This window comes from Paraburkholderia sp. GAS333, assembly GCF_050435665.1.
GTDB classification, from domain to species: domain Bacteria; phylum Pseudomonadota; class Gammaproteobacteria; order Burkholderiales; family Burkholderiaceae; genus Paraburkholderia; species Paraburkholderia fungorum_A.
In genome coordinates this window covers 41,245-62,821 of record NZ_JBNDKS010000013.1, presented here as the reverse complement: position 1 = coordinate 62,821, position 21,577 = coordinate 41,245, and the positions used below count along the sequence as shown (strand labels likewise).

18 protein-coding genes are annotated in these 21,577 nt (G+C 60.2%); 12 read left to right on the top strand and 6 right to left on the bottom strand.

From position 1 onward, the window contains the following. Positions 1-18: 18 nt before the first annotated feature. Both ABH945_RS34985 and ABH945_RS34980 read right to left on the bottom strand, forming a co-directional pair. The gene (locus ABH945_RS34985; protein ID WP_429253704.1) at positions 19-1,659 is read right to left on the bottom strand and encodes an amino acid ABC transporter permease/ATP-binding protein; all 1,641 of its coding nucleotides are present in this window, start codon (positions 1,657-1,659) and stop codon (positions 19-21) included. A gap of 24 nt (positions 1,660-1,683) precedes the next feature. Then, a complete protein-coding gene (locus tag ABH945_RS34980; RefSeq protein ID WP_429253703.1) occupies positions 1,684-2,583 on the bottom strand; it encodes an ABC transporter substrate-binding protein in 900 nt (299 codons plus the stop codon). A 142-nt stretch (positions 2,584-2,725) separates the two neighbouring features. Here ABH945_RS34980 and ABH945_RS34975 point away from each other — a divergent pair, with 142 nt between their 5' ends. The 5 genes from ABH945_RS34975 to ABH945_RS34955 all read left to right on the top strand — a co-directional run bounded on the left by ABH945_RS34975 (position 2,726) and on the right by ABH945_RS34955 (position 7,588). Then, the gene (locus ABH945_RS34975) at positions 2,726-3,625 is read left to right on the top strand and encodes a xanthine dehydrogenase family protein molybdopterin-binding subunit (RefSeq protein WP_429253702.1); all 900 of its coding nucleotides are present in this window, start codon (positions 2,726-2,728) and stop codon (positions 3,623-3,625) included. A 92-nt stretch (positions 3,626-3,717) separates the two neighbouring features. Continuing rightward, on the top strand, positions 3,718-4,794 hold the full coding sequence (locus ABH945_RS34970) for an XdhC family protein (RefSeq protein ID WP_429253714.1): 1,077 nt from the start codon (positions 3,718-3,720) through the stop codon (positions 4,792-4,794). Between the two features lie 69 nt (positions 4,795-4,863). Then, positions 4,864-5,457, top strand: a complete 594-nt coding sequence (locus ABH945_RS34965) for an SAM-dependent methyltransferase (RefSeq protein WP_429253701.1) — start codon at positions 4,864-4,866, stop codon at positions 5,455-5,457. Between the two features lie 875 nt (positions 5,458-6,332). Further along, positions 6,333-6,872: a cysteine hydrolase family protein gene (locus ABH945_RS34960; RefSeq protein WP_216350641.1), complete on the top strand. Its 540-nt coding sequence runs from the start codon at positions 6,333-6,335 to the stop codon at positions 6,870-6,872. A gap of 173 nt (positions 6,873-7,045) precedes the next feature. Further along, complete coding sequence (locus tag ABH945_RS34955; protein ID WP_429253713.1) at positions 7,046-7,588, top strand: GNAT family N-acetyltransferase; 543 nt, start codon at positions 7,046-7,048, stop codon at positions 7,586-7,588. 262 nt (positions 7,589-7,850) lie between these two features. On the opposite strand, the gene ABH945_RS34950 is transcribed toward ABH945_RS34955, so the two are convergent. Together ABH945_RS34950 and ABH945_RS34945 are read right to left on the bottom strand one after the other, a co-directional pair. Then, positions 7,851-8,186: a PilZ domain-containing protein gene (locus ABH945_RS34950; protein WP_171910385.1), complete on the bottom strand. Its 336-nt coding sequence runs from the start codon at positions 8,184-8,186 to the stop codon at positions 7,851-7,853. Between the two features lie 476 nt (positions 8,187-8,662). Beyond that, a complete protein-coding gene (locus ABH945_RS34945) occupies positions 8,663-9,094 on the bottom strand; it encodes an ATP-binding cassette domain-containing protein (protein ID WP_429253700.1) in 432 nt (143 codons plus the stop codon). Here ABH945_RS34945 and ABH945_RS34940 point away from each other — a divergent pair. From ABH945_RS34940 to ABH945_RS34925, 4 genes are all read left to right on the top strand, one after another. Then, a complete protein-coding gene (locus tag ABH945_RS34940; RefSeq protein ID WP_429253699.1) occupies positions 9,080-10,027 on the top strand; it encodes an NAD(P)/FAD-dependent oxidoreductase in 948 nt (315 codons plus the stop codon). The genes ABH945_RS34945 and ABH945_RS34940 overlap by 15 nt on opposite strands. 206 nt (positions 10,028-10,233) lie before the next feature. After that, positions 10,234-10,812 carry a cysteine hydrolase family protein gene (locus ABH945_RS34935; protein WP_429253698.1) on the top strand — a complete coding sequence of 193 codons (579 nt, stop codon included), beginning with the start codon at positions 10,234-10,236 and terminating at the stop codon, positions 10,810-10,812. Next, positions 10,809-11,789: a GlxA family transcriptional regulator gene (locus tag ABH945_RS34930; RefSeq protein WP_429253697.1), complete on the top strand. Its 981-nt coding sequence runs from the start codon at positions 10,809-10,811 to the stop codon at positions 11,787-11,789. The genes ABH945_RS34935 and ABH945_RS34930 overlap by 4 nt, the downstream gene beginning before the upstream one ends. Positions 11,790-13,005: 1,216 nt before the next feature. After that, positions 13,006-15,717 carry a glycoside hydrolase family 3 protein gene (locus tag ABH945_RS34925; RefSeq protein WP_429253696.1) on the top strand — a complete coding sequence of 904 codons (2,712 nt, stop codon included), beginning with the start codon at positions 13,006-13,008 and terminating at the stop codon, positions 15,715-15,717. 163 nt (positions 15,718-15,880) lie between these two features. On the opposite strand, the gene aroD is transcribed toward ABH945_RS34925, so the two are convergent. Beyond that, positions 15,881-16,747, bottom strand: a complete 867-nt coding sequence (gene aroD / locus ABH945_RS34920) for a type I 3-dehydroquinate dehydratase (protein ID WP_429253695.1) — start codon at positions 16,745-16,747, stop codon at positions 15,881-15,883. A gap of 692 nt (positions 16,748-17,439) precedes the next feature. Between aroD and ABH945_RS34915 the strand changes: the two genes are divergently transcribed. Beyond that, a complete protein-coding gene (locus ABH945_RS34915; RefSeq protein ID WP_429253694.1) occupies positions 17,440-17,991 on the top strand; it encodes a glutathione peroxidase in 552 nt (183 codons plus the stop codon). A gap of 99 nt (positions 17,992-18,090) precedes the next feature. On the opposite strand, the gene ABH945_RS34910 is transcribed toward ABH945_RS34915, so the two are convergent. Further along, complete coding sequence (locus ABH945_RS34910; protein WP_429253693.1) at positions 18,091-19,086, bottom strand: LysR family transcriptional regulator; 996 nt, start codon at positions 19,084-19,086, stop codon at positions 18,091-18,093. 265 nt (positions 19,087-19,351) lie between these two features. Between ABH945_RS34910 and ABH945_RS34905 the strand changes: the two genes are divergently transcribed. Beyond that, positions 19,352-20,695: an MFS transporter gene (locus ABH945_RS34905; RefSeq protein ID WP_429253692.1), complete on the top strand. Its 1,344-nt coding sequence runs from the start codon at positions 19,352-19,354 to the stop codon at positions 20,693-20,695. Next, positions 20,692-21,483 carry an SDR family NAD(P)-dependent oxidoreductase gene (locus ABH945_RS34900; RefSeq protein WP_429253691.1) on the top strand — a complete coding sequence of 264 codons (792 nt, stop codon included), beginning with the start codon at positions 20,692-20,694 and terminating at the stop codon, positions 21,481-21,483. The genes ABH945_RS34905 and ABH945_RS34900 overlap by 4 nt, the downstream gene beginning before the upstream one ends. Positions 21,484-21,577 lie beyond the last annotated feature (94 nt).

Here is a 21,577-nt window from a genome sequence, read left to right as displayed (position 1 = left end):
TTCAGTGTTGAGTTCGTGCTATGACGCGAGTTCGAGTCGATTGTCGGCGCCCATCACCGACAGGAATCGCCGCGTCAACGGGTGCTTCGGTGCTGTGAGCATCGCGTGCGCGGGGCCTTCTTCGACCACCTTGCCGCCGCTCATGAAGACGACGCGATCGGCGACCTGATCGGCGAAGCGCAGTTGATGCGTGGAGATGATCATCGTCAGGCCGTCTTCGACCGCGAGCCGCTGTATCACGTCGAGCACTTCGCCGACCAGTTCGGGATCGAGCGCGGACGTCGGTTCGTCGAGCAACAGCACGCGCGGGTTCGGTGCGAGCGCGCGCGCAATCGCGACACGCTGCTGCTGCCCGCCCGACAGATGGCGAGGCAATGCCTCCGCGCGATGGCTCAAACCGACGCGCGCCAGCAGTTCGCGTGCGCGGCGTTCCGCTTCGGCGGGCGCGACGCCATGCACCCAGCGCAGCGGTCCCGCGACGTTCTCCAGCGCGCTCAGATGCGCGAACAGGTTGAAATGCTGGAACACCATGCCGACACCCGCGCTCGCGCGTTCGGCGGCAAGCTCGCCTGGAGTCATCGGATTGCCGTCGACGCGATAACCGATGCGCTTGTCGTCGATGCGAATCCTGCCTTCGTCCCATGACTCGAGATGGTTGATACAGCGCAGCAGCGTACTTTTGCCCGAGCCACTCGGACCCAGCACGACGACCACTTCGCCCGCACGCACCGACAGATCGAAACCGGCGAGCACGGTTTGCGCGCCGTAGCGTTTCGCAAGGCCCGTCACCTGTACTGCCGCGCGTTGCGTCGCGAACGACTCGTAGCGCGCCGCGCGATCTTCTTCGCTGCGCACGAGATGCCGTGGCGGCGGCTCGTGCGTGTCGAGCGTCGCGGCGATCTCAGCCTGTGTGGCAGCCGGCTCCGGTGCGCCGCTCACCGGCACGACTGCACCGCGCCGCCACGGCGACCAGCGCGAGCGACCACCGCGAGCCGGACTGGCCGCAGCACTGCGATCGAGATCGAGCGCCCGCTCGGCGGCGAGCTGCAGTGCCGCGATCAGGCCGGTCAGCACCAGATACATCAGCCCGGACGAGAAGAAGATCGAGAAGAAATCGAAAGTCGACGATGCGAGTTGTGTGCTGCGCAGCGTCAGTTCGTCGACCGCGATCACTGACGCCAGTGACGAATTCTTCAGCGCGCTCACCGACTCGTTGCCGAGTGCGGGCACGATCGAACGGATCGCCTGCGGGGCGATGATCCGGCGCATCAGCACGAGCGGCCCCATGCCGAGCGCCTGACCCGCGAGCACCTGGCCACGCTCCACACCGAGTACGCCCGCCCGCAGGATTTCGGCGATGAACGGCCCTTCGTTCGCAGCCAGCGCGAGACCCGCCGCGCCGATCGCCGACAGCTTCAGCCCGATGTGCGGCAGCGCGTCGTATGCGAATACGAGTTGCAGGATCAGCGGGGTGCCGCGAAAGATCACCGTGTAGGCGCGCGCGACGGCGGCGAGCGGGCCGACGCGCGACAACTGCATCGCCGCGAGCACCAGCCCGACCACGAGGCCGCCGGCCAGTCCCAATAACGTCACCGAAATCGTGAAACCAATACCCTTCAGCAGATAGGGCATGGTCAGGTAATGCAGGAAGAGTTCCATCGCAGGCGCGCGTTCCGATACTGATTACTTCGAGACGATCAGCTGCGGTGTCGCCTCGTTCTCGACGCCAAGCGACCACTTCTTCAGCAATTCCTTCTCAGTGCCGGCTTTCTGGATCGCGACCAGTGCGGCCATGACGGCGGCGCGAAACTCGGGCTTATCCTTCGGCACTCCGATGCCGACGAAGTACGGCAGCGTCACCGCGGTAGCCTTCTCGAGCTTGTCCGGATACGCCTTCACCGCCTGATCGACCGTGTTCACGTCGTTGATGTAGGTGTCGGCGCGGCCCGCGAGAATCGCCTGAATGCAGTTCGCGTTGTTGTCGTATAGCTGCACGGTAGCTTCCGGCTTACCCTGTGCCTTGCAGCTTGGCGCGAGCGCCTGGATCAGCGGCACCTCCACGTAGCCGGTGTTTTCGGCCGCCGTTGTGCCGCACAGCGATGCATTGATCCCGCTGATCTTCTTCGGGTTGCCCTTTGCGACGAGCACGCCGTCGAACACCTTCGAGTAGGTGATGAAGTCGGCAGCCTTCGCGCGGTCTTCGGTTGCATAGATATCGGAGATCACGATGTCGGCTTGCCCGCTTTGCAGCGTCGTGAGCAGCGCGGCGAAAGTCACCGGCTTGTACGCCATCGTAAAGCCGAGGCACGAGCCGATCGTTTCACCGAGGTCGATATCGAAACCGACGTATTTGCTCGGATCGTTCGGGTCCAGCGCTTCGTAGCCGGGCGTGTGCGGGTTGATCGCATTGGTCAGCGTCTTGCCCTTGAACTGCGGATATTTCGCCTGCAGCGCTTTGCATTCGGCGGGTACGGTAGCTGAGGCTGCATGCGCATGTTCCGGCAAGACGATGGCCAGCAGGCACGCCGCAGCGGCGGCCAGTTCGCGCCACCGGCGCATTGTTGCGATGATCGTGGTCAGCATCCGGGAACTCCTGTCCAGTGCGGCGCGCGTGGACGGCGACCCCATGTACGCCGTGCTGCACCGCTTGTCACGAAGCGTACGCAGTCGAAATTGTGGGAACTTGTACGGTTGCGCACAAAGACTTGTACGGAGGCGAAGTGGGGTGGCGACCGAAGCGCGCGTGACACTCCGCTCGGACGGCACGGCGCTTGCGCAATGTGGGCTTCAGGATATCGGCACAGGTACGTACACGATCGTTGCGCAAACCGTCAGCGAGTTGACGGGATTGCCGCTCGACAAAGTGGAAGTGGAGCTTGGCAGTTCTTCGTTTCCTGCTGGGCCGGTGTCGGGCGGTTCGTGGGCGATTGCGAGTGCAATGTCGGCAATTGCTGGCGCCACGCGCGAAGCGCTCAAACGCATCAGGCAGTACGCGACTGCCGACTCTGCTGCATTCGCGGGAACAAAGCCGGATGCGCTGCAGGTCAGCAACGGAACATTGTCCGCGAACGGAAAATCAGTGACGTTCGCCGATATTCTCACGAGCCAGCGGCTTGCGCGGGCGGAGGGATATTTCCACAGTGACGGCGCGGACATGTCGAAATATTCGTTTCGCTCCTTCGGCGTGCATTTCGTCGAGGTGCGCTGGGACCCGGGCATCTCCCGCCTGCGGGTCGCGCGGGTGGTGAGTGCGATCGATGTGGGCAAGGTTGTGAATCCATTGGCGGCGCGCAATCAGGTCGAAGGCGGCATCGTGATGGGTATCGGCATGGCGATGTTCGAGGCTGCGGAATTTGATCCGCGCAGCGGGTTGCCGGCCAATAACAACTATGCCGAGTACGTCGTGCCGGGCCATGCGGACCAGCCTGAAATCGATGTAATCCTGCTCGATTACCCGGACTATCACCTGAGTGAATTCGGTGCACGCGGTATCGGGGAGATTGGCGTGACGGGGCTGGCAGCAGCGGTCGCGAATGCCGTTTTTCATGCGACGGGAAAGCGGATCCGCAGCTTGCCGATTACCCTGGACAAGTTGATGGATGGCATTCCTGCCACATCCGTCTGAGTCTCGGTGTGAATAGGCCATCGGAGCGCGGCGTCGGCATCGCGTCGCATCGCGATCGACGAGCCGTATCAAGAACCGTAGAGGCGTGAATGATGCAGACAGTCGATCTGGAGGTGCTTGAGGCCGCCGCCCGGTGGCTGAAAACGGGCCACCGCGTGATGCTCGTCACCGTAGTGAAAACGTGGGGTTCGTCGCCTCGTCCCGAGGGCGCCATGCTTGCTGTGCGTGACGATGGCATCGTTGTCGGTTCTGTGTCAGGAGGCTGCATCGAGGACGACCTCATCGTGCGCCTCGCTGCATCTGACGCGTCGCAATGGAAAGCTCCAGAACTGGTCCGTTACGGGCTTAGCGCTGAGGAAGCCCATCGGTTTGGCCTGCCGTGTGGTGGGACCATAGAACTCGTGCTGGAGCCGTTGGGTTCCAACAGCAAGATCGAAAACGTGCGGACTGCGATCCAGAACGGGCAACTTCTGCTGCGCACCTTATCGATGACTACGGGCGTCGTAAAGCTTCGAACTGCGACGGCAAAGGATAGTCTTTCTTTTGATGGACACCATCTGTCGACTGTGCATGGGCCACGGCACCGGATGCTGGTGATCGGGGCCGGTCAGCTGTCACGCTATCTTTGCCAGATCGCGACCGGCCTCGATTACCAGATTACCGTGTGCGACCCGCGTATGGAATATACGTCTACGTGGGATGTACCCGGAACCACGCTCGTTCACACCATGCCCGACGATACAGTTCAGAGTATGAGGCTCGACACGCGCTCGGCCGTGATGACACTCACGCACGATCCCAAGCTTGATGATCTCGCGTTGATGGAGGCGCTAAAGACACCGGCGTTTTACGTAGGGGCACTTGGTTCGCGCCGCAACAACGCGGCTCGCCGTGAAAGGCTGAAGGAGTTTGACGTAACTGAGCCCCAGCTTGCACGCCGGCGAGGGCCTGCGGGCCTCTATATCGGAAGCCGAACGCCTCCCGAAATAGCGTTGTCGATCCTGGCGGAAGTCACTGCTGCCAGGAACGGCGTGACCGTTCCTTCAACTATGCGGGTCGGCGAAGCCAAGGCAGGCGCGATTTCCGACGACGCCCGGTCAAGGGCCGTCCCCGCGCGGGTGTCGCCAAACAGTGATTATTTTGTCGTTGATAGACGCCAATCCGGCTAGCCGACATCGCGATTTGCATTCTTTTGTTCCGACGATGCGCTGTCGGTGACGAGTTTTGGAACATCTAACATGTCGACATGGCTCTCTCTGTTCGCCGTCCTTTTTGTAGTGATTTCAGCGGCTTCGCTGTTGGTGTTTCAAGCCTATACAGGCGTGCCATCATTGCCGTCGAGCGCTAGTGAAGCCGCGGATGTGATCGCCCTGCTGCGACGAGCCGGGCTAAAGGATCGCGCAAAGATATACGACCTCGGGAGTGGGTGGGGAACCCTGGTCGTAGCCTTGGCGCGAGCATTCCCGGCGGCCGAAGTTCATGGAATTGAAGTGTCGCCGCTTCCGTACCTGGTGGCGCGCGTGAGGACGTGGAAACTCGCAAATGTCTCGCTGATCTACAAGGACTTCACTAAGGCTGCTCCAGGCGATGCAGATGCGGTTACATGCTATCTCATGACAGATACTATGCGCGGTGTCGCCCGCCTGCCCGATGCGACGCTTGCAGCTGGCACGCTCGTGGTCTCGATTACTTTCTGGTTCCGGGGGCGCACAGTCTGTGCGACGAGGCAGGCGCCAATGCGTGGCGCTGTGGCCCTGTATCAGTGGCCAGCGCTTGCTGCTGTATCTCCTGAAATAACTTCCTCGGTTGCGTCGATTTTTTCGACGTCGTGAATCAGATGGCTATATTCAGTTTCGAAGCGACGGGGACAAGGTGGGAGATCGAGACAGCCGATCCAATAGGCCACCTGCTGCGAGCCCAGATTCATGGGCGTATCGCGGAATTCGACGCGGTCTACTCTCGCTTTCGGACGGATTCGCTTGTGTCCAGCATCGCACGGAATTTTGGAGGAAGAATCCACCATGAGTTTCAGGCTGCTGGGGTCGGCGCTCAATTGCGAATCTCCGACAGTTGGATGAACCCGTCCCACGCAGGGTGGAACACCTCTTCGTCGATCCGCACCAGCGCTTCGTCGACCCATTGTGCGTGGCGCGCATCGATTGAACAGAGCGCGTTAAATTTCGCATCTATTCTGCTAATCACTAGCGCGGCAGGATGCGGATCTTGTCGTTTATTTGGGGGCCGGTAACTCTCTCGTTCAGGACCAATTCGAACAGTTGTCCCGACGACTAACGGTTGAAGTTCCCCATGTGCACAACTGAGCTGTCCACAACGCAAGGGTGTGGACAGCCGCCTGCGGCGCTTGCCCCATAGAGAAAAAAATGCTGAACACCTAACGTTCAGATCGTCAGACAGTTGGTCATCAGCGACCGGCGGGTCCATGTCAATAGGTCAATAAGCTGAACCTAGTCGTGTGTAATCTAAATACCCCAAACTAATGCGTACGATAGAATTATTCGGCCACGACGGCACGACGGCACGACGGCCGCGCGCCCTGAAGCCGACGTGCCGTGGATGCCCACATCACGCAGGTTATATCGGAGAGTTTATGCATAACGTTCGAAGAGCACTGTGTGCACTGCTGCTTGCTTTACCCTTTTGCGGTGTGGCACAAGCCGACATCATCGCGTCGTGGAAGTCAGTCCCGATGCCCCCGCCTCCAGAGTTGAAGACTGTCACCGTTACCGATCCAGGTCATACCGCGCTATTGCTGCTCGATTTCGACACCAGCACCTGCAACAGCAAAGAGCGTCCCACCTGTGACGCCTCACTGCCGTATATCGCCAATCTGTTGAGTAAGTCGCGCGAGGCGAACCTGATGATCGTCTACAGCCTGACCAGCACTGGCACACTGGCGGCGGTGCCGCCAGTTATCGCAGCCAATGGTGGTGAGACGGTCGTGCAATCCGGCGTGGACAAGTTCTTCAACACCGAGCTTGAAACGGCTCTGAAGAACAAGGGTATTCAAACCGTGATCGTTACCGGCACGATGGCACATGGCGCAGTGTTGTACACCGCCAGCGAAGCGGCGGTGCGCGGCTTCAAGGTAGTGGTCCCAGTTGACGGCATGTCGAGCAAAGACCCGTTCGGCGAACTCTCGACCGCGTGGATTCTCGCCAATGCTCCAGCCGGCGTGAGCAAAAACGTTACGTTGACTCGCTCCAGCATGATCAGGTTTTCACAGTAAGTGATTCTTTGTCTGCAAGATCTGTTAGCGCGATGCGGAGGAGTGCCTCTAAGGGCTTCTACGCCTCAAAAGCCGCTCCGAATCTATAGGCCGATGTCCTTTTTCGCTTGCCGTTCGTGTTCGGAATTCAACCGGCGATACAATCAACGAGACACTACAACTCTCACGTGCCAATGATACAAATCTGCCATCCAGCATTGAGCGATGCGCATGAGCTACTCGCGTTCGAGATGGAGAATCGCTCTTACTTCGAAGAATGGATAAATGCTCGTCCCAACGAGTACTACGACGCCACCGCTGTGCGCGAAGCGATTGGATCAGCTATGGCAGATGCGGAAGGCGATCGAGCTTACCAATACTTCATCCGCCTGGAGGGCACGATTATCGGTAGAGTGAACCTCACTACCGTGACGAGGCCTTATTTCAACAAAGCAACGCTTGGATACCGCATCGGCAAGCGCTTTGCAGGACTAGGCTACGCATCTCAAGCGGTGAAGCTGGCGATGGAGATCGCTGCGAGCGAATTAAAGTTGTCGCGGGTAGAGGCAATTGTCCGGCCACAGAACTTCGCATCGATGCGCGTATTGGAGCGAAACGAGTTCGCGGCTTTTGGAAAGGCCAGGAGGAGCATGTACCTCCATGGCGCCTGGCATGATCTAATCTATTACGAACGCCATTTTGGAGAAACAAATGAACCGCCTGCTATAAGCCGGTAGTAGCGACGGATTCTAGCGTCCTCCCACATTGCAGATCACTGCGGTTTCGCCGGACCAGTTCGTGACTGTACGGTTATGAGAACGCTGAAGGTCTGTCGTGGGTCGCACGCGAGTCGAGAGCCGAATGAATCGGCATCGGGGCGTAATCTGCCGCGTTCAGGCGCTCGACGCCGCTAGCCAGATCGTTACTGATCTGTGCGGTTCGAAACCGCAGCAGAAAAAATGCAACTGGTTACGGGGCGAATACGAGGTTGCCAGTCAACTAGGGTGAAGCCTTCTCGATCAGCCGCCAGAGTCCGGTTAGCGAGCGTTGATCCAGGCGATGCAACTCGCAGCCCACACGAGTCCATCCTCTTTCCCGATCTACCGAGACCCAGCGAACGTTGACACCGACGGCAAGGACTATCTCATCGTCGTCGATTGGAGGCGAATGCAACCACCCTGATACCGTCTCGCCATGCGAAAAAACGCCGCTCCTTGCATAAAGAAGTGCGCCATGTGGACTCAGATCCGCCACACGGGCGAGGCCCCGGCCATCTTTATTCAGAAGTAGCGGAGGGAACAACATCGGGGTACGCACCTCTCGACGCAAGTCCATTCCGTTCCCCATAGCTATACCCTCGCTTTCATTTGTTTTACTGTGAGCGGGAACCGCAGCGTGATCTGCAAATCAGGCAAGCCTCTCTCAGACAGTAAGAGTAGGTAAGAACTTAGCCTGAAGTATTTAATTAAAGCGAGTGTACGACATTCTCCCGTTCAGGTGATATGCCGTCAGTACTCTGCATGGGGATTTAATAGTGTTATTTCGGCGGCGCGGTCAGTAGCGCGCGTGCATTTCAGCCTGAGGCACTCTAGGCAGCCGAGCGAAGCGCATCTTTTGTGTATATTGGCACTCGGCCGGTTCTAAGCCGAATATACGTTGGCTCTAACTCTATTGCCTATTTTTATTCCCATTGATCCGGGGAAAATCGCCGCGGGAGAGTCAGTTGATCAGAGGGATTCCATGAGCCGTGCTTTGGACGCTTGCATTGCAAGCAATGCGCGGCGAGCTGCTCACATCCGCAGCGTCGAAAGCTACACCGCACTCTCCAACTTCTCCTTCCGCAATTTCGCATAAACCGCCCGTCCGCCTTCAATCGACAGCACCGCATCCGCCATTGCCTGCACGGTTTGCGGATCGTGCGTGATGAACAGCATCGCGATGCCCGACGTCCGTTGCAAAGTCGAAAAGAGGCGCAGCACGCTTTGCGCAATCAGCGGGTCCAGCGCCGACGTCGGTTCATCGCAGACCAGCACCTTCGGCTCTGCCGCAAACGCACGCGCAATGCAGACTCGTTGTTTCTGGCCGCCCGACAGCTGATGCGGATAGCGGTCCAGAAGGTCCGCGCTCAATTCAACCTGCCCGGCAAGCGCGACGATCCGGCGCTCGCGTTCGACGCCGCGCAAACCGAAATAAAACGTCAGCGGCCGGCCAATCGCTTCACGAATCGTGTGCGCGGGATTCAACGCTACGTCCGGCAATTCGGCTACTTTGCCGCCGAACATCAGGTGCCGTGGCTGCGCTTTGACGGGTCGCTCAACTGGAAAGTGCGCGGTGCGCCGGGGTCGCTGCCGGGCGTGCACGAGCATCTGCAGAAGCTTCATTACGATACGAAATGGCTCGATGCCAGCGAGGCCGTCGCCATCGAACCTGCGCTGTCGCTCGATGCATTGGGCGACGCGCGCGTATTGCATGCGGCGGCCGAAGGCTGGATCGATCTTCCAGCATGGCTCGCCGCGCTGGAAGCATCGTTGTCGGCGACGGGGGCGAAGCTCGTCGAGATCGACGGCGATGCGCGTGTTTCGCTCCTCGGCGGCCGCGCGAACGGTTTGCGTTTGCCGGACGGCTCGTTGCTGGAAGCCGATGCCGTTGTGATCGCGGCGGCCGTAGCGACACCCGACGTGCTCGCTGAAGTCGGCGTAACGATTCCAGCCGCGACGAACCGCGCGCTGCTCGTGCACGCGCGAAGCACGAGTGCCGGGCCGAAGTCGGTTCTGCGCGGCCCCGATGTGGCCATCCGCACGCGCGCGGACGGCGCGCTCGTCCTGGATGCCGAGTGGGCCGACGAGGCCGTGCGCGAAGACGGTCCGAACCACTGGTCGATCGACGAGGGGGTCGTCGCCGACGTGCTAGGCCGTGCGTCCGCGATATTGGCCCGGCAGCCCGCGCTGAGTCTGATCGATACGGGAGTCGGCTTACGTCCGGTTCCAAGCGATCATTACGCGGTCGCGGGTGCGATCGACGCCGTGCCGGGCGCGTTCGTCGCCTTCTCGCATAACGCCGCGACGCTGGCACCGGCGATTGCCGAAGCGCTGGCGCCCGAGATTCTTGGCGAAGGCCGCGCTGCGCAGCTGGATCCGTTTCGCCCTGCGCGGTTCGATGCGGCGGCGCGGTCCTGAATGTCCGACCGTGTGAATGGCGGGACGCGGCCAGCATCGAGCCAGGCGCGATGTGCAGCCGACGCCCGTCATCGGCATTCACACACGCTGCTCTAAACCACGCCACACCGCCTGGCCGATTTTGTCCTCAACGTGACCGTAAATGCTCTGGTACTGATACTGTAGGGCCGATAAGATCAAAGCTTCTTACATGGAGGAGGTCAAAAATGTCCGAAGCTACACCGCGCCGGTCCGCTCTCATCGTTATCGACGTGCAGGAATCGTTTCGCCAGATGCCCAACTGGTCGGATGTCGATCTGCCCGCTTTCAAAGCCGCTGTGCTGGAGCTCGAACGTGGCGCGCGAGAGGCGGGCGTCGCGGTCGTCCACGTATTTCATGTCGGTAAGGCCGGCCCGTTCAAAAAGGACTCCGGCTTCGTGAGGCCGCTGGACTGGCTGCCCGACGGTGCCGACGTCGTCTTCGAAAAGCATACGCACAACGCATTCACCGATACCGGGCTCGACCTGTGGCTTCGCCGTCAGCAGATCGATCATCTCGTGATCACGGGCATCCGCACCGAACAGTGCTGCGAAACCACGACGCGTGTTGCCTCCGACATCGGCTACTCGGTCGACTACATCACCGATGCCACACTGACGTTCCCGATGATTCACGCCGGCACCGGCCGCGAATATTCGCCCGCCGAGATCAAGGCGCATACGGAACTGGTGCTGCAGGATCGCTTTGCGCGCATCGCCAGCGTCGCGAATGTTCTGGACACGTGGCAAGCGCAGCGGTCGGCATGAAAGCGTCGATCTCCGTGTGGTTTGTGCTGACGCCGCCCGTGCTGATGCTCGACTACGCTGGGCCGGCTGAAGCGCTGCGGATGGCCGTCGATTGCGGCGCGCCGTTCGAGCTTCATCACTGCGGTCCGCTCGCGCGGGTCGCGACGTCGATCGGCACGTTCATCGACGGGCTCGAAGCGCTGCCCGCTGTTTTGCCCCCGCGCAGTCTCGTGATGGTGGTCGGCACGACGGAATCGCCGGAGCCGGGCATCAGCGCTCCGTTCGATGCGGTCACACACTGGCTGCGCACGGCTCCGCGCGAGGACACGCGGATGGCCAGCATCTGCTCGGGGGCGTTTCTGCTCGCGCGTGCGGGCCATCTTGCCGGGCGCCGCTGCACGACGCACTTCGCGCTGGTCGATTCGCTGCGGCGCGAGGAGCCATCGGCGCGCGTGCAGGACGACTGTCTGTTCGTCGACGACGACGCTGTGCTGACGAGCGCCGGTATCACGGCGGGAATCGATCTGGCGCTGCATCTGATCGAGCATTACGCCAGCGCGGAAGTCGCCGCCGAGGTTGCGCGCCGTCAGGTTGTTTATCAGCGGCGCGCAGGCAACGAGACGCAGTTGTCGCCGTGGCTCGCGCATCGCAATCACATGCATCCGGCGGTGCATCGCGCGCAGGACATCATCGCGCGAGACCTGACGCGAACCTGGAGCGTGGCCGAACTCGCCGATGCCGCCTATGTCAGTTCGCGGCATCTGAGCCGCCTCTTCAGCGAGCATGCGGGCATTTCGATACTTTCCTATCAGCAGAGCCTGCGTGTCGCCCGCGCGCAGCAGTTGCTGGGCAGCCCGAATCTGACGATCGAGCAGGTGGCGGAACAGTCGGGCTTCGCGTCGGTGCGCGATTTCCGACGCGTGTGGCGGCGATATCACGAGGTGCCGCCGACCCGTTTCCGGGACGCGCAACAGGCGGTAGAGGGGGCGCTTTCGTGAGTGAAGCCGCAAGCGGGTTTGTGTGATGCAGCGGGGCAACTGATCGACGAGGAAATCTGCGACTTCGACGATACCGCGGCGACGCTGGAGAGCAGGCACGCGCTACGAGCACCGTACAGGCTGCTATGCGGGGACCTTCGCTTGGGCGTCTTGGGTACCGGCCGCGTACCGTTCGGCGTCACGCCAAGATGCGCGAGCAGCCCATCTTTTGTGCGAATGAAGGAGGCGCTGTCGGCGTCGCGTGGAGGCGGAAGATTGATATGCAAGTCCAGCGCGATCTTGCCTTCCTGCGCAGTTGCGAGAGCTTCGTTACGGAAATCGGGTGAGTCGCGAGTTTTGTCTCATGCGGAGATACTTGATCGGTCCAGACTTACCAGATCATCTCGGCGATAGCGGAGTAGGGAAGATGTCTGCTGCCGCGAACAGGATTAATTCTCAGTGGCTTATTTAATTGAAGACTAATTCTCAGACTTTATCGTTGCCACGTCATCCTAAGTAGTATCCGTGATCCATTTCATCATGAAACGAAAAGGGCGATCTGCATGCAATACGAGAACCGCTTCCATTCGGAGCATGGAATGACGAACCGCCTTCTGCCGAGGAGAAGATTGCCGATAAAGTTTCGGATAGCTCGATGCAGCACCTTTTAATTTTGCACCTGCCGTCGCGGCGGCATCTGATTCTGCACGGGAACGATGACCTGAGTTTGACGAGCTACCGGGGCTTGGCTCACGGGTGACGTCAATTGAGCCTGGGAGGGCGTCTCCGCGGCGCCGTCGTCGGAGGTCGCCTGCGCGGACTGAGCACTCGTGTTCGCAACCGCTTGTGGCGTGGAACTTCCGCTTCCGTCGCAGCCTGTGACAAACACTGCGCTGCCCACTGCAACCATCACACCTGCCGAGCCACAACTCAATATTTTCAGGAGACGATTGGCAATCATATCTGCCACCTCACTGCACTTGATGGTTATAAAAAAACAAACACAATTAACTAAACATAGCATTCCTTCGGAGTTCTTTATCTGCTGAATTTAATTCCGTCGAATGCATTAGTTCGGAGTGTTACAGACGTACAAGAAAATGATAGTTCGTCTGTGTAACCATGTGTTACGAATCTTTCCATTTCTGCGTTTGGGACTATTGTCAGTTGGACATTGGTCGACACGATCTCGACACGTCGATGATCTGAAGCGACCGCAACCGAAGCGGGTGGCGCCATGAGTATTCGATATGCAGTCGCGATCCTTCTTGGTGCTGGTGTTGTCGTTGCTTACTCCGCGCCGCCACTTACGCCATCGACCGAAGCTCAAGTGAGTGTCATTGTCCAGTCGCTACTCAGCCAGATGTCATCGGCGCAGAAAGTGGACTACATCAGCGGTACTGGCGCCTGGGATGTGAAGCCCGTACCGAGTTTGGGCCTGCCGCAAATCAAGGCGAGTGACGCGGGACTTGGCGTGCGGTTAGCGACGCCGCCGGGGGTTGCCTATCCGGCTGGTCCTGCGCTTGCATCGACGTTTAACTCTGATCGCGCTAAGGAAGTGGGCGTCGCGCTCGGGCTGGAGACGCGCTTGAGCGGCTTCCAGCAAATAGCCGGTCCTGGCATGGATATGTATCGCACACCTTATGCGGGCCGTTCGTTCGAGTATGTCTCGGGAGAGGATCCTTATCTCGGCGCAGTGCTGGCCGCAGCGGAAATCAACGGCATTCAGTCGCAAGGAGTCTGGGCAGACGCTAAGCACTATCTCGCCAATGAACAGGAGGTCAACCGCTTCAGCTTGATGGAGACCGTCAGTGAGCGCGCGCTGCGCGAAATCTATCTGGTCCCATTCGAATCGTCCGTGAAAAATGCGAACGTAGCCGTCGTGATGTGCGGGTTCCAGGGGCTTAACGGTGCCGATCCGGTCTGCGAGAATAGCCACGTCATTCAACAGGTGCTCAAAAACGAATGGGGCTTTAGAGGATTCGTCGAGTCCGACTACGCCGCATTGAAACACACGCTGCCCGCCGCGCTTGCCGGCGTGGACATGGAGCGTCCGTCAGCATCGCTTTTCGCGCCAGAGGCATTGAGTCCCTATATCTCGAGCGGCCAGATAACGCAAAGCCTTATCGATGACAAGGTAAGCCGCATCCTCGGTCGCGTGGTTGCCTACGGGTTCAACAATGGCGTGCCCGCAGCGACAAACGTGTCGCATCCTCCGTTTGCCGAACGCGCTGCGCTCGACGTGGCGCGAGAAGGAATCGTGTTACTCAAGAACTCCGGAAACCTGCTGCCTCTCAGCCGCAGCAGCGTCAAAAGTGTTGCCGTGATTGGCGAGCTGGCGACGGGTCAACCGCCTACTGGATATGGCAGTGCAAACATTATCTCGCCTGTCTATATCAGCGAGCTGAGCGGTCTGCAACAGATTGCCGGCGGTGCGCGGGTCGACCTGATCGATGCCATGACGCTGGACCCGTCGCGCAGCGTATGGACTACCACCAGTGGGACAGCAGGCGTTCAGGCGCAGTATTTCAGCAATGCGACCTGGAGCGGAAGTCCCGTGCTGACTCGCATCGAACCGAACATCAATCTGGTGACGGCCGGTGCATCGACAGGCAGCGGAAGTACTACCACGACCGGGCCAGGAAGCGGCACAGGTACGGGCAGCGTGACAGGCAGTGCAACGGGGACTGCTACCGGACCCGCCACCACGTATGGCAGCGGAGGAAGCACGTCAACCCCCTCGTCTGCGCGTTGGATCGGTGTCGTAACACCGACAGTCACGGGAGCGCACGTTTTCAAGGCAAGAGCAGATGGCGCAGTTCGTCTTTACGTCAATGGGCAGCTAGTTCTCTCCAATGGAGACGGCAATCCACTGCCTGGCAATTCTATTCCGCCCACCATTCCGTCGAGCGCTCGGGTCTTGCTGCAAGCGGGCCAGAAGTACACGGTGCAATTCGATTACTCTCCACGGTCTGGGTACGTTGGCGTATTTGGAGGGTTCCTCGGAGCGCAATTGAGTTGGGCGTCTCTCGTGCCCCCTCCCAACCTAAACAGCTATGACGCGGTTATTGTCGCTGTCGGAAACAGCTACGAATATGAAGGTGAGGGTTTTGACCATCCGTTCACGCTTCCAGAGTTTCAGGACGAGTTGATATCCAACCTTTCTAACGTCAATCCGAAGACTATTGCGGTAGTGCACGGTGGCACAGGTCTCGACATGCATTCGTGGATAGGGCAGGTCGGCGGCGCACTTCATGCGTGGTACCCAGGAGAGAACGGAGGACAGGCGTTGGCCGAAATTCTCTTTGGCGACGTGAACCCCTCCGGTAAGTTGCCTATCACTATCGAGCGCAGTATCACTGACAACCCGACTTATCCGAACTACCCGCAGTACTCAAATTCTCTCGACTTCGATGCGATGACCTACACCGAGGACATTTTCGTTGGCTATCGTGGATTCGAGAAGAACAACCGCACGCCACTCTTTCCATTCGGTTTCGGGTTGTCCTACACGACGTTTTCTTACTCGGGGCTGAGAATCTCCCCGCAAGTCGCATCAGCCGATAACCGTATTGCGGTGTCGTTCAACGTGACCAATACAGGCCAGGTTGCCGGGTCCGAGGCAGCCCAGGTTTATGTTGGCGAGCAGGGTGCTCCGGTGCCTCGCCCTATTAAAGAACTCAAAGGTTTTGCAAAAGTATTTCTTCAGCCCGGGGAAACGCAACGCGTCACCGTGTATCTGAATCAGCGGTCGCTGGCGTACTACGATACCAGCCGCACCGCATGGGTCTCAGACGCAGCGCCCTTTGAAATCCTCGTAGGGGCATCGTCGCAGGATATCCGGCTGCGCGGACAATTGTTCAACATCACGCAGCACATCACGAGCACTACAACCAGTAATCCATTGGCATTGCCGCAAATGGTCAGAGTGGGACGCGTCCATCTGTGACGATCGCATATCGACGGACAGTACGCGGAAGAAGCGATTGGCCGCCGCTGAAACCTGGCGGCCGGTTCTGCTGATCCAGTGTGCAGTAGATATGCGTGGCCGAAGCAGATATCTCATCGGGCCAGAGCCGGCGGCTGCCGACCCCGAGCGGTTCGCCACGTGGTTACTTGCCGCTGACCGCGCCGTTGATGGTGTCGAGTACCTGACGCAGCGCTTTGGCATCCACCTGGCCCGGCGCCGAGGCTTCGCCGATCATGCCGAAGGTCAGATCGGAGCCGAACACCTGGCCGGAGAAGCGCGATACCGCACCCAATCCGCCCATCGACATCGTCAATAACGGCTTGCGGGAATAGCGGTCCCGAATCTGCTCCGTTGCGGTGAGCAGCTTGAGCACATCGGCAACGTTATGCGGCATCACCGCGATCTTCAGGATGTCCGCGCCCATCTTGTCCTGCTTGCGCAGGCGGGACACGATCTCCTCTGTCGAAGGTGTCTTCCTGAAGTCGTGGCTGGACATCACGACCTTGATTCCAGCCGCGTGCGCGGCGTCGACTACTTCGCGCACGACGGAGGGTTGGCGGAACATTTCCACGTCGAGAATATCGATGAAGTGCGCCTTGATCAGAGCCAGGTACAGGTCTCCGTATTCCTTATCGGTGATTTCCTTCGAGCCGCCTTCCGATTTGGTGCGGAAGGTCAGGATAAGCGGCTTGCCGTTGGCCGCGGCGAGGACCTGCTTTCCCAGTGCGGCCACTTGCGCGGCATCGGTGTCGAAATTCAGGTAATCAATGCGATATTCGATGATATCGACAGCGGGATTGCTGCCAATCGCCCGAGCCTGAGCTAGCACTTCGTCTGCCGTCGAAGCCGTGGTTGGAACGATGATCTTCGGTGCGCCTTCGCCAATCACGACGTTACGGATGGTGACCGGCACAGCGTGCTGCTGGGTGACTGCTGCAGCCGGCGCGCTGGTCGCAGCCGATGCGGGTGCGGATACCGCGAGCGCCTGGATGCCCAGCAAAATCGACATCGAAATAATTGTCGTGCGCATATTCATTGTCTGACATTCCTTTTCATGTGTCTGGATATTGAGCCGCCCCGTCGCGTGGCGAGAGTGCATCCTGTCCTTGACCAGGACGGATGGACGGCGGTCGCTGAAGCCCGTCACGCGGCTTGAGCGCGGGCGTGAGGGCAATGTGAGGAGATATGCGAAGGTCCGGGCGTTGTGGCCCAGGATCCATCATCTTTCAGGCGCGTCGTTCGTTCGTGCGGATCGGCATCGGGCACGCGTCGTATCCATCTTTACGCGCGGCTCATCAATGTGCCGATACGCACGACGTTTCGGTCAACCGGCCCGCTGCGAGACGGCAAGCCATAGCGTAGCGAAGTAGCAGGCGGATCTATCTAGCCGAAAAATGAAGTTTTCTTTAGGGGGGCGAGATTGCGCATCGCGGTCGAGCAGGTCAATCACAACAGGCTTCCCTGAAGTCGTACATTTTTCGAGCGGGTTGCCAATTGAACAGGCGGCGATCGTACGTACCGGAGAGAAATTGACGCGATACGTCGATCTGATCGCGAGTTCTGCCGGTTTTTGGAAAGCGAGGTATCGTGAGGGCGTTTCGATCGAAGTAGTGTTGACGTGACATGCCGACTTCATCATCCCGTCGATTTGCGCGAAGCGTCAATGAAGATGTTCCCCTTGATCAACCGAGAATGTGAGCTATGAGTCAAAACCTGTACGACATACCTTTGACGTCGATCGAAGGTACTGCACTGACGTTAAAACAGTTTGAGGGAAAGGTACTGCTGGTAGTGAACGTTGCTTCCAGGTGCGGGCTGACGCCGCGGTACGAAGGGCTGGAGAAGCTCTATCAGGACAAGCGTTCACAAGGTCTTGAGGTGCTCGGCTTTCCGGCCAACAATTTCAAGGAACAGGAGCCGGGCAGCGACGAAGAAATCCGGGCGTTCTGTAGCGCGAGCTACGACGTGACCTTCCCTCTGTTCTCGAAGATTTCCATGGTCGGTGGTGACCAGCATCCGTTGTACAGCTCGCTGACGAACAGTCAGCCTGCCGCGACAGGTGACGGCCCGTTCCGCGAAAGACTGAAAAGTTACGGTATCGAACCCAATACGGCGCCTGATGTGCTGTGGAATTTCGAGAAATTTCTGGTGAGCCGTGATGGTCGGGTTGTCGGTCGCTTTTCGCCCGATATCGTGTCTGACGATCCTCGCCTGGTGGCGGCTATTGATGCCGAGCTGGGCCTGGCACCTTAGCCTTTCGGAACGGCGGCTCCACACGGGACCGTTAAAAGGCCACGCGTAGTTGACGCCTGCGCGGATCGACTCCCCTGCGATATGGCCTGGTGGCCGTGCTCACGCATATCCCTCGTCGCCGTACCCGTCGGGCACCTGCTCCCCGAGCAGGTCGCTGGACACTTCTCTCAGACACGCACTGAACAGTTCCGCCGCCGGGGTGGTCGAGTCCGCGCGCCAATAGGCGACAACCTCGCCGAGCGGTTGCAGCGGCGGTAGCGGCAACACGCGCATGTTGCCGCGTATCACCTGGGGCCGTGCTACCGACATCGGCAGGATCGAAATGAAGTCGCCGCTGCGAATCAGCGCGACGTTCAACGCGAGCGAACTCGATTCAACCGCGCCCCGGTCGGGCGAGAGATCGTGCGACGCAAGCGTCTCGACCAGCGTGGCGTACGCAGGCGAACTTTGCATCGGCGTGATCCAGCGGCATCCCTTCAAATCGGCCCATGTGGCCGGGCGATCCGGGTCACCCAACGGATGATGGGTGCCTGCCACGAACACGAACGGCTCGCGATGCAGGACCTCCTGCGTGAGTGTCGACTGAACCCCGTTGCCGGCGGTAATCCGGTTGCGGCCGAGCGCGATGTCGAGGTCGCCGTCGTCCATCATCCGCATCAGACGGTCGAGCGTGGTTTCGGCAAACGATAGCGACGCGGACGGTGCGCGCCGGATAAACAGTTGCACCGAGTGCGCAATCAGCGGCTCGGGAATCGTGACGACCGCGCCGACCCGGACATGTCCCGCCGTACCGGACGCGAGCGCGCTCACGTCGCGCCGTGCCAGTTCGATCTGGCGCAACACTTCTCTTCCGCACGACACGATCACCTGACCGATGCCGGTCAACTCGAGCGCGTTGCCGACCCGGCTGACCACCGTCACGCCGAGCGCGTCTTCGATCTCCGCGATCTGCTTCGAAATGGCCGGCTGTGTGACGTGAAAGGCCGCCGCTACCCGCGTGACCTGGCCGAGATCCGCGAGGCTCACGAGTATCCGCAGATGCGGCAATTTCAGTCCGTTGCGGAAGAAGCGCTCAATCGGATCGTTACTAGACATCACAGGGTTTTCCCCAAAATCGGCGGATGACATAACCGTGGAGTTATAACTTTCGCCGAATTCGTGATTTGCGGCAATGACCGCCACGTCGTTAATCTTTAATCGCCGGGATGGTAAGCCGCTCAAGCGCCGCCCAATCCGGCCGCCGCCGGAACCAGGCGGCGCAGGCTTTGCATACCCACAAGATAGCGTCCGCTGCATCGGCTCCGGTGCAACGCGAGATGCTCAGGAGACTTCGTGCCAGCGGCACGAACAGGACACAGAGATGAACGCTGATTCATACGGCAACGGCGTTGCCTTCGGTCATGAACTCGACGGGCCGGCGCACGCCGCGCTTTACACAAAGCTCACGCGGCGCATCGTGCCTTTCCTTTTTCTGGCGTTCGTGGTCGCGTATATCGACCGCGTGAACGTCAGTTTCGCGAAGCTGCAAATGCTGAGCGACCTGTCGCTGAGCGAGACGGTCTACGGTGCGGGCGCCGGGATTTTTTTCCTCGGCTATTTCATCTTCGAGGTACCCAGCAATCTGATCCTCCATCGGGTCGGCGCGCGTCGCTGGATCGCGCGGATCATGGTCAGCTGGGCCATCGTGTCGAGTCTCACGGTGTTCGTCAGCGGCGCCACGTCGTTTTACGTGCTGCGCTTTCTGCTGGGTGTCGCTGAAGCCGGGTTCTTTCCCGGCGTCGTGCTGTATCTGTCGAACTGGTTTCCGGCGCAGCGTCGCTCGCAAATCATTGCGCTGTTCATGACCGCGATCCCCGTGTCGGGCGCGATTGGCGGACCGCTGTCGGGCTGGTTGATGGCGCATTTCGCCGGTGTCTACGGGATCGCGGGCTGGCGCTGGCTGTTTCTGATCGAAGGGCTTGGTTCTCTGGTCGTCGGGGTCGCGGCCTTCTTCGTGCTGACCGACAACATAGCCGACGTCCGCTGGCTGAACGCGGAAGAGAAATCCCGCATTGCCGCCGACCTCGCGCGCGACGCGGCGACCCGCAGCGAAACCACCGCGCGCGGCGCATTCGCGAATCCCAAGGTCTGGTTGCTGGGCCTGCTGTATTTCTGCATCGCGATGGGCAACTACGGGCTGGCCTTCTGGGTGCCCACCATCATCAAGACGAGCGGCGTGGCGAGCATCGGCAATATCGGCTTGCTGTCGGCCGTGCCGTCGCTGATCAGCGTCGTCGCGATGATCTGGATCGCGCGCCATGCCGACCGCCGCAACGAGCGGCGCGTGCATGTCGCGCTCTGTTGCGTGATCGGCGCGCTCGGCCTGCTCGCGTCGGTGCTGTTTGCCGCCAACGTGGCCGTCGCGGTGCTCGCACTGGTGGTCGCGGCCATCGGTATCAACTCGATCGCGCCCGTGTTCTGGGGCATTCCCACTGCGCTGCTCGGCGGCGCGGGTGCCGCTGCGGGTCTTGCGGTCATCAATTGCACCGGCAATCTGGCGGGCTTCGTCAGTCCGTTCATCGTCGGCTGGCTGGCGGATCTGAGCGGCGGCAAGCTGCTTCCCGGCATGCTGGCGATCGCCGCCGCGCTGCTGATCGGCGCAGCGATCGTGATGGTTATTCCGTTTCATCGCACTTCTCAACGCTCTGAAGGGACGTTCAAATGACACAATCGAGCACGCCTGTCTGCGTGATCACGGGGGCGGCTTCCGGCATCGGCGCGGCTTGCGCGTTGCGCTTCGCGCAGGCGGGGTGGTCGGTCGCAATCGGCAATTTCGACGACAGCACACGTGATGCGGCGGCGGGCGTCGAGGCCGCATGTCGCGACGCGGGCGCGCAGACCCTGGTGTTCGACGCCGACGTGGGCAACGACGCCGACTGCCTCCGCGCGGTCGATGCGGTCGCGAGTCGCTGGCAGAGAATCGATACGTTGATCAATTGCGCCGGCACCACGCGCGTGATCCCGCACAACGCGTTCGACCAGATCGACGACAGCGAATTCGAGCGTGTTTATCGCGTGAATCTGATCGGGCTTTACCAGATGACGCGCGCGGCCGTCCCGCTGTTGCGCGAATCGGCGAGCGCCGCGCTCAGCACCAGCGTCGTCAATGTGTCGTCGCTGGCGGGGCTGAACGGAACCGGGTCGTCGATTGCCTATGCGGCGTCGAAAGGCGCGGTGAATACGCTGACGTTGTCGCTCGCGCGCAATCTCGCGCCGCGCATTCGCGTCAATGCAATCGCACCCGGCCTCGTCGACGACGGCCTGCTGCTGCGCGTGCTCGACGCCGACGTCTACGACGGCGTGCTGTCCCGGATGACCGAACAGGCGCCGCTCAAACGTGTGTCGCAGCCCGCCGAAATCGCTGCGCTTGCATGGTTTCTCGCGACCCAGGCGCCGGCTATCACCGGCCAGGTGATCGCGGCGGAAAACGGCCTGCTGCTGAACGGCGGATAAATGCAGCCCGCGCGCATGACGAGCAGAGCTTGCCGCGAGTCCTCGCCAGCCGTCGCCACAGCGACCTCGGCCGCGAGCGAGTCCCCTTAAATGA

Bases quoted from the DNA above. Each gene is read 5' to 3' on its own strand.
- ABH945_RS34955 (WP_429253713.1), top strand. From the start codon at position 7,046: ATGATACAAATCTGCCATCCAGCATTGAGCGATGCGCATGAGCTACTC.
- ABH945_RS34950 (WP_171910385.1), bottom strand. From the start codon at position 8,186: ATGGACTTGCGTCGAGAGGTGCGTACCCCGATGTTGTTCCCTCCGCTA.
- ABH945_RS34960 (WP_216350641.1), top strand. From the start codon at position 6,333: ATGCCCCCGCCTCCAGAGTTGAAGACTGTCACCGTTACCGATCCAGGT.
- ABH945_RS34970 (WP_429253714.1), top strand. From the start codon at position 3,718: ATGCAGACAGTCGATCTGGAGGTGCTTGAGGCCGCCGCCCGGTGGCTG.
- ABH945_RS34900 (WP_429253691.1), top strand. From the start codon at position 20,692: ATGACACAATCGAGCACGCCTGTCTGCGTGATCACGGGGGCGGCTTCC.
- aroD (WP_429253695.1), bottom strand. From the start codon at position 16,747: ATGTCGATTTTGCTGGGCATCCAGGCGCTCGCGGTATCCGCACCCGCA.
- ABH945_RS34985 (WP_429253704.1), bottom strand. From the start codon at position 1,659: ATGGAACTCTTCCTGCATTACCTGACCATGCCCTATCTGCTGAAGGGT.
- ABH945_RS34925 (WP_429253696.1), top strand. From the start codon at position 13,006: ATGAGTATTCGATATGCAGTCGCGATCCTTCTTGGTGCTGGTGTTGTC.
- ABH945_RS34915 (WP_429253694.1), top strand. From the start codon at position 17,440: ATGAGTCAAAACCTGTACGACATACCTTTGACGTCGATCGAAGGTACT.
- ABH945_RS34935 (WP_429253698.1), top strand. From the start codon at position 10,234: ATGTCCGAAGCTACACCGCGCCGGTCCGCTCTCATCGTTATCGACGTG.
- ABH945_RS34930 (WP_429253697.1), top strand. From the start codon at position 10,809: ATGAAAGCGTCGATCTCCGTGTGGTTTGTGCTGACGCCGCCCGTGCTG.
- ABH945_RS34965 (WP_429253701.1), top strand. From the start codon at position 4,864: ATGTCGACATGGCTCTCTCTGTTCGCCGTCCTTTTTGTAGTGATTTCA.
- ABH945_RS34905 (WP_429253692.1), top strand. From the start codon at position 19,352: ATGAACGCTGATTCATACGGCAACGGCGTTGCCTTCGGTCATGAACTC.
- ABH945_RS34980 (WP_429253703.1), bottom strand. From the start codon at position 2,583: ATGCTGACCACGATCATCGCAACAATGCGCCGGTGGCGCGAACTGGCC.
- ABH945_RS34910 (WP_429253693.1), bottom strand. From the start codon at position 19,086: ATGTCTAGTAACGATCCGATTGAGCGCTTCTTCCGCAACGGACTGAAA.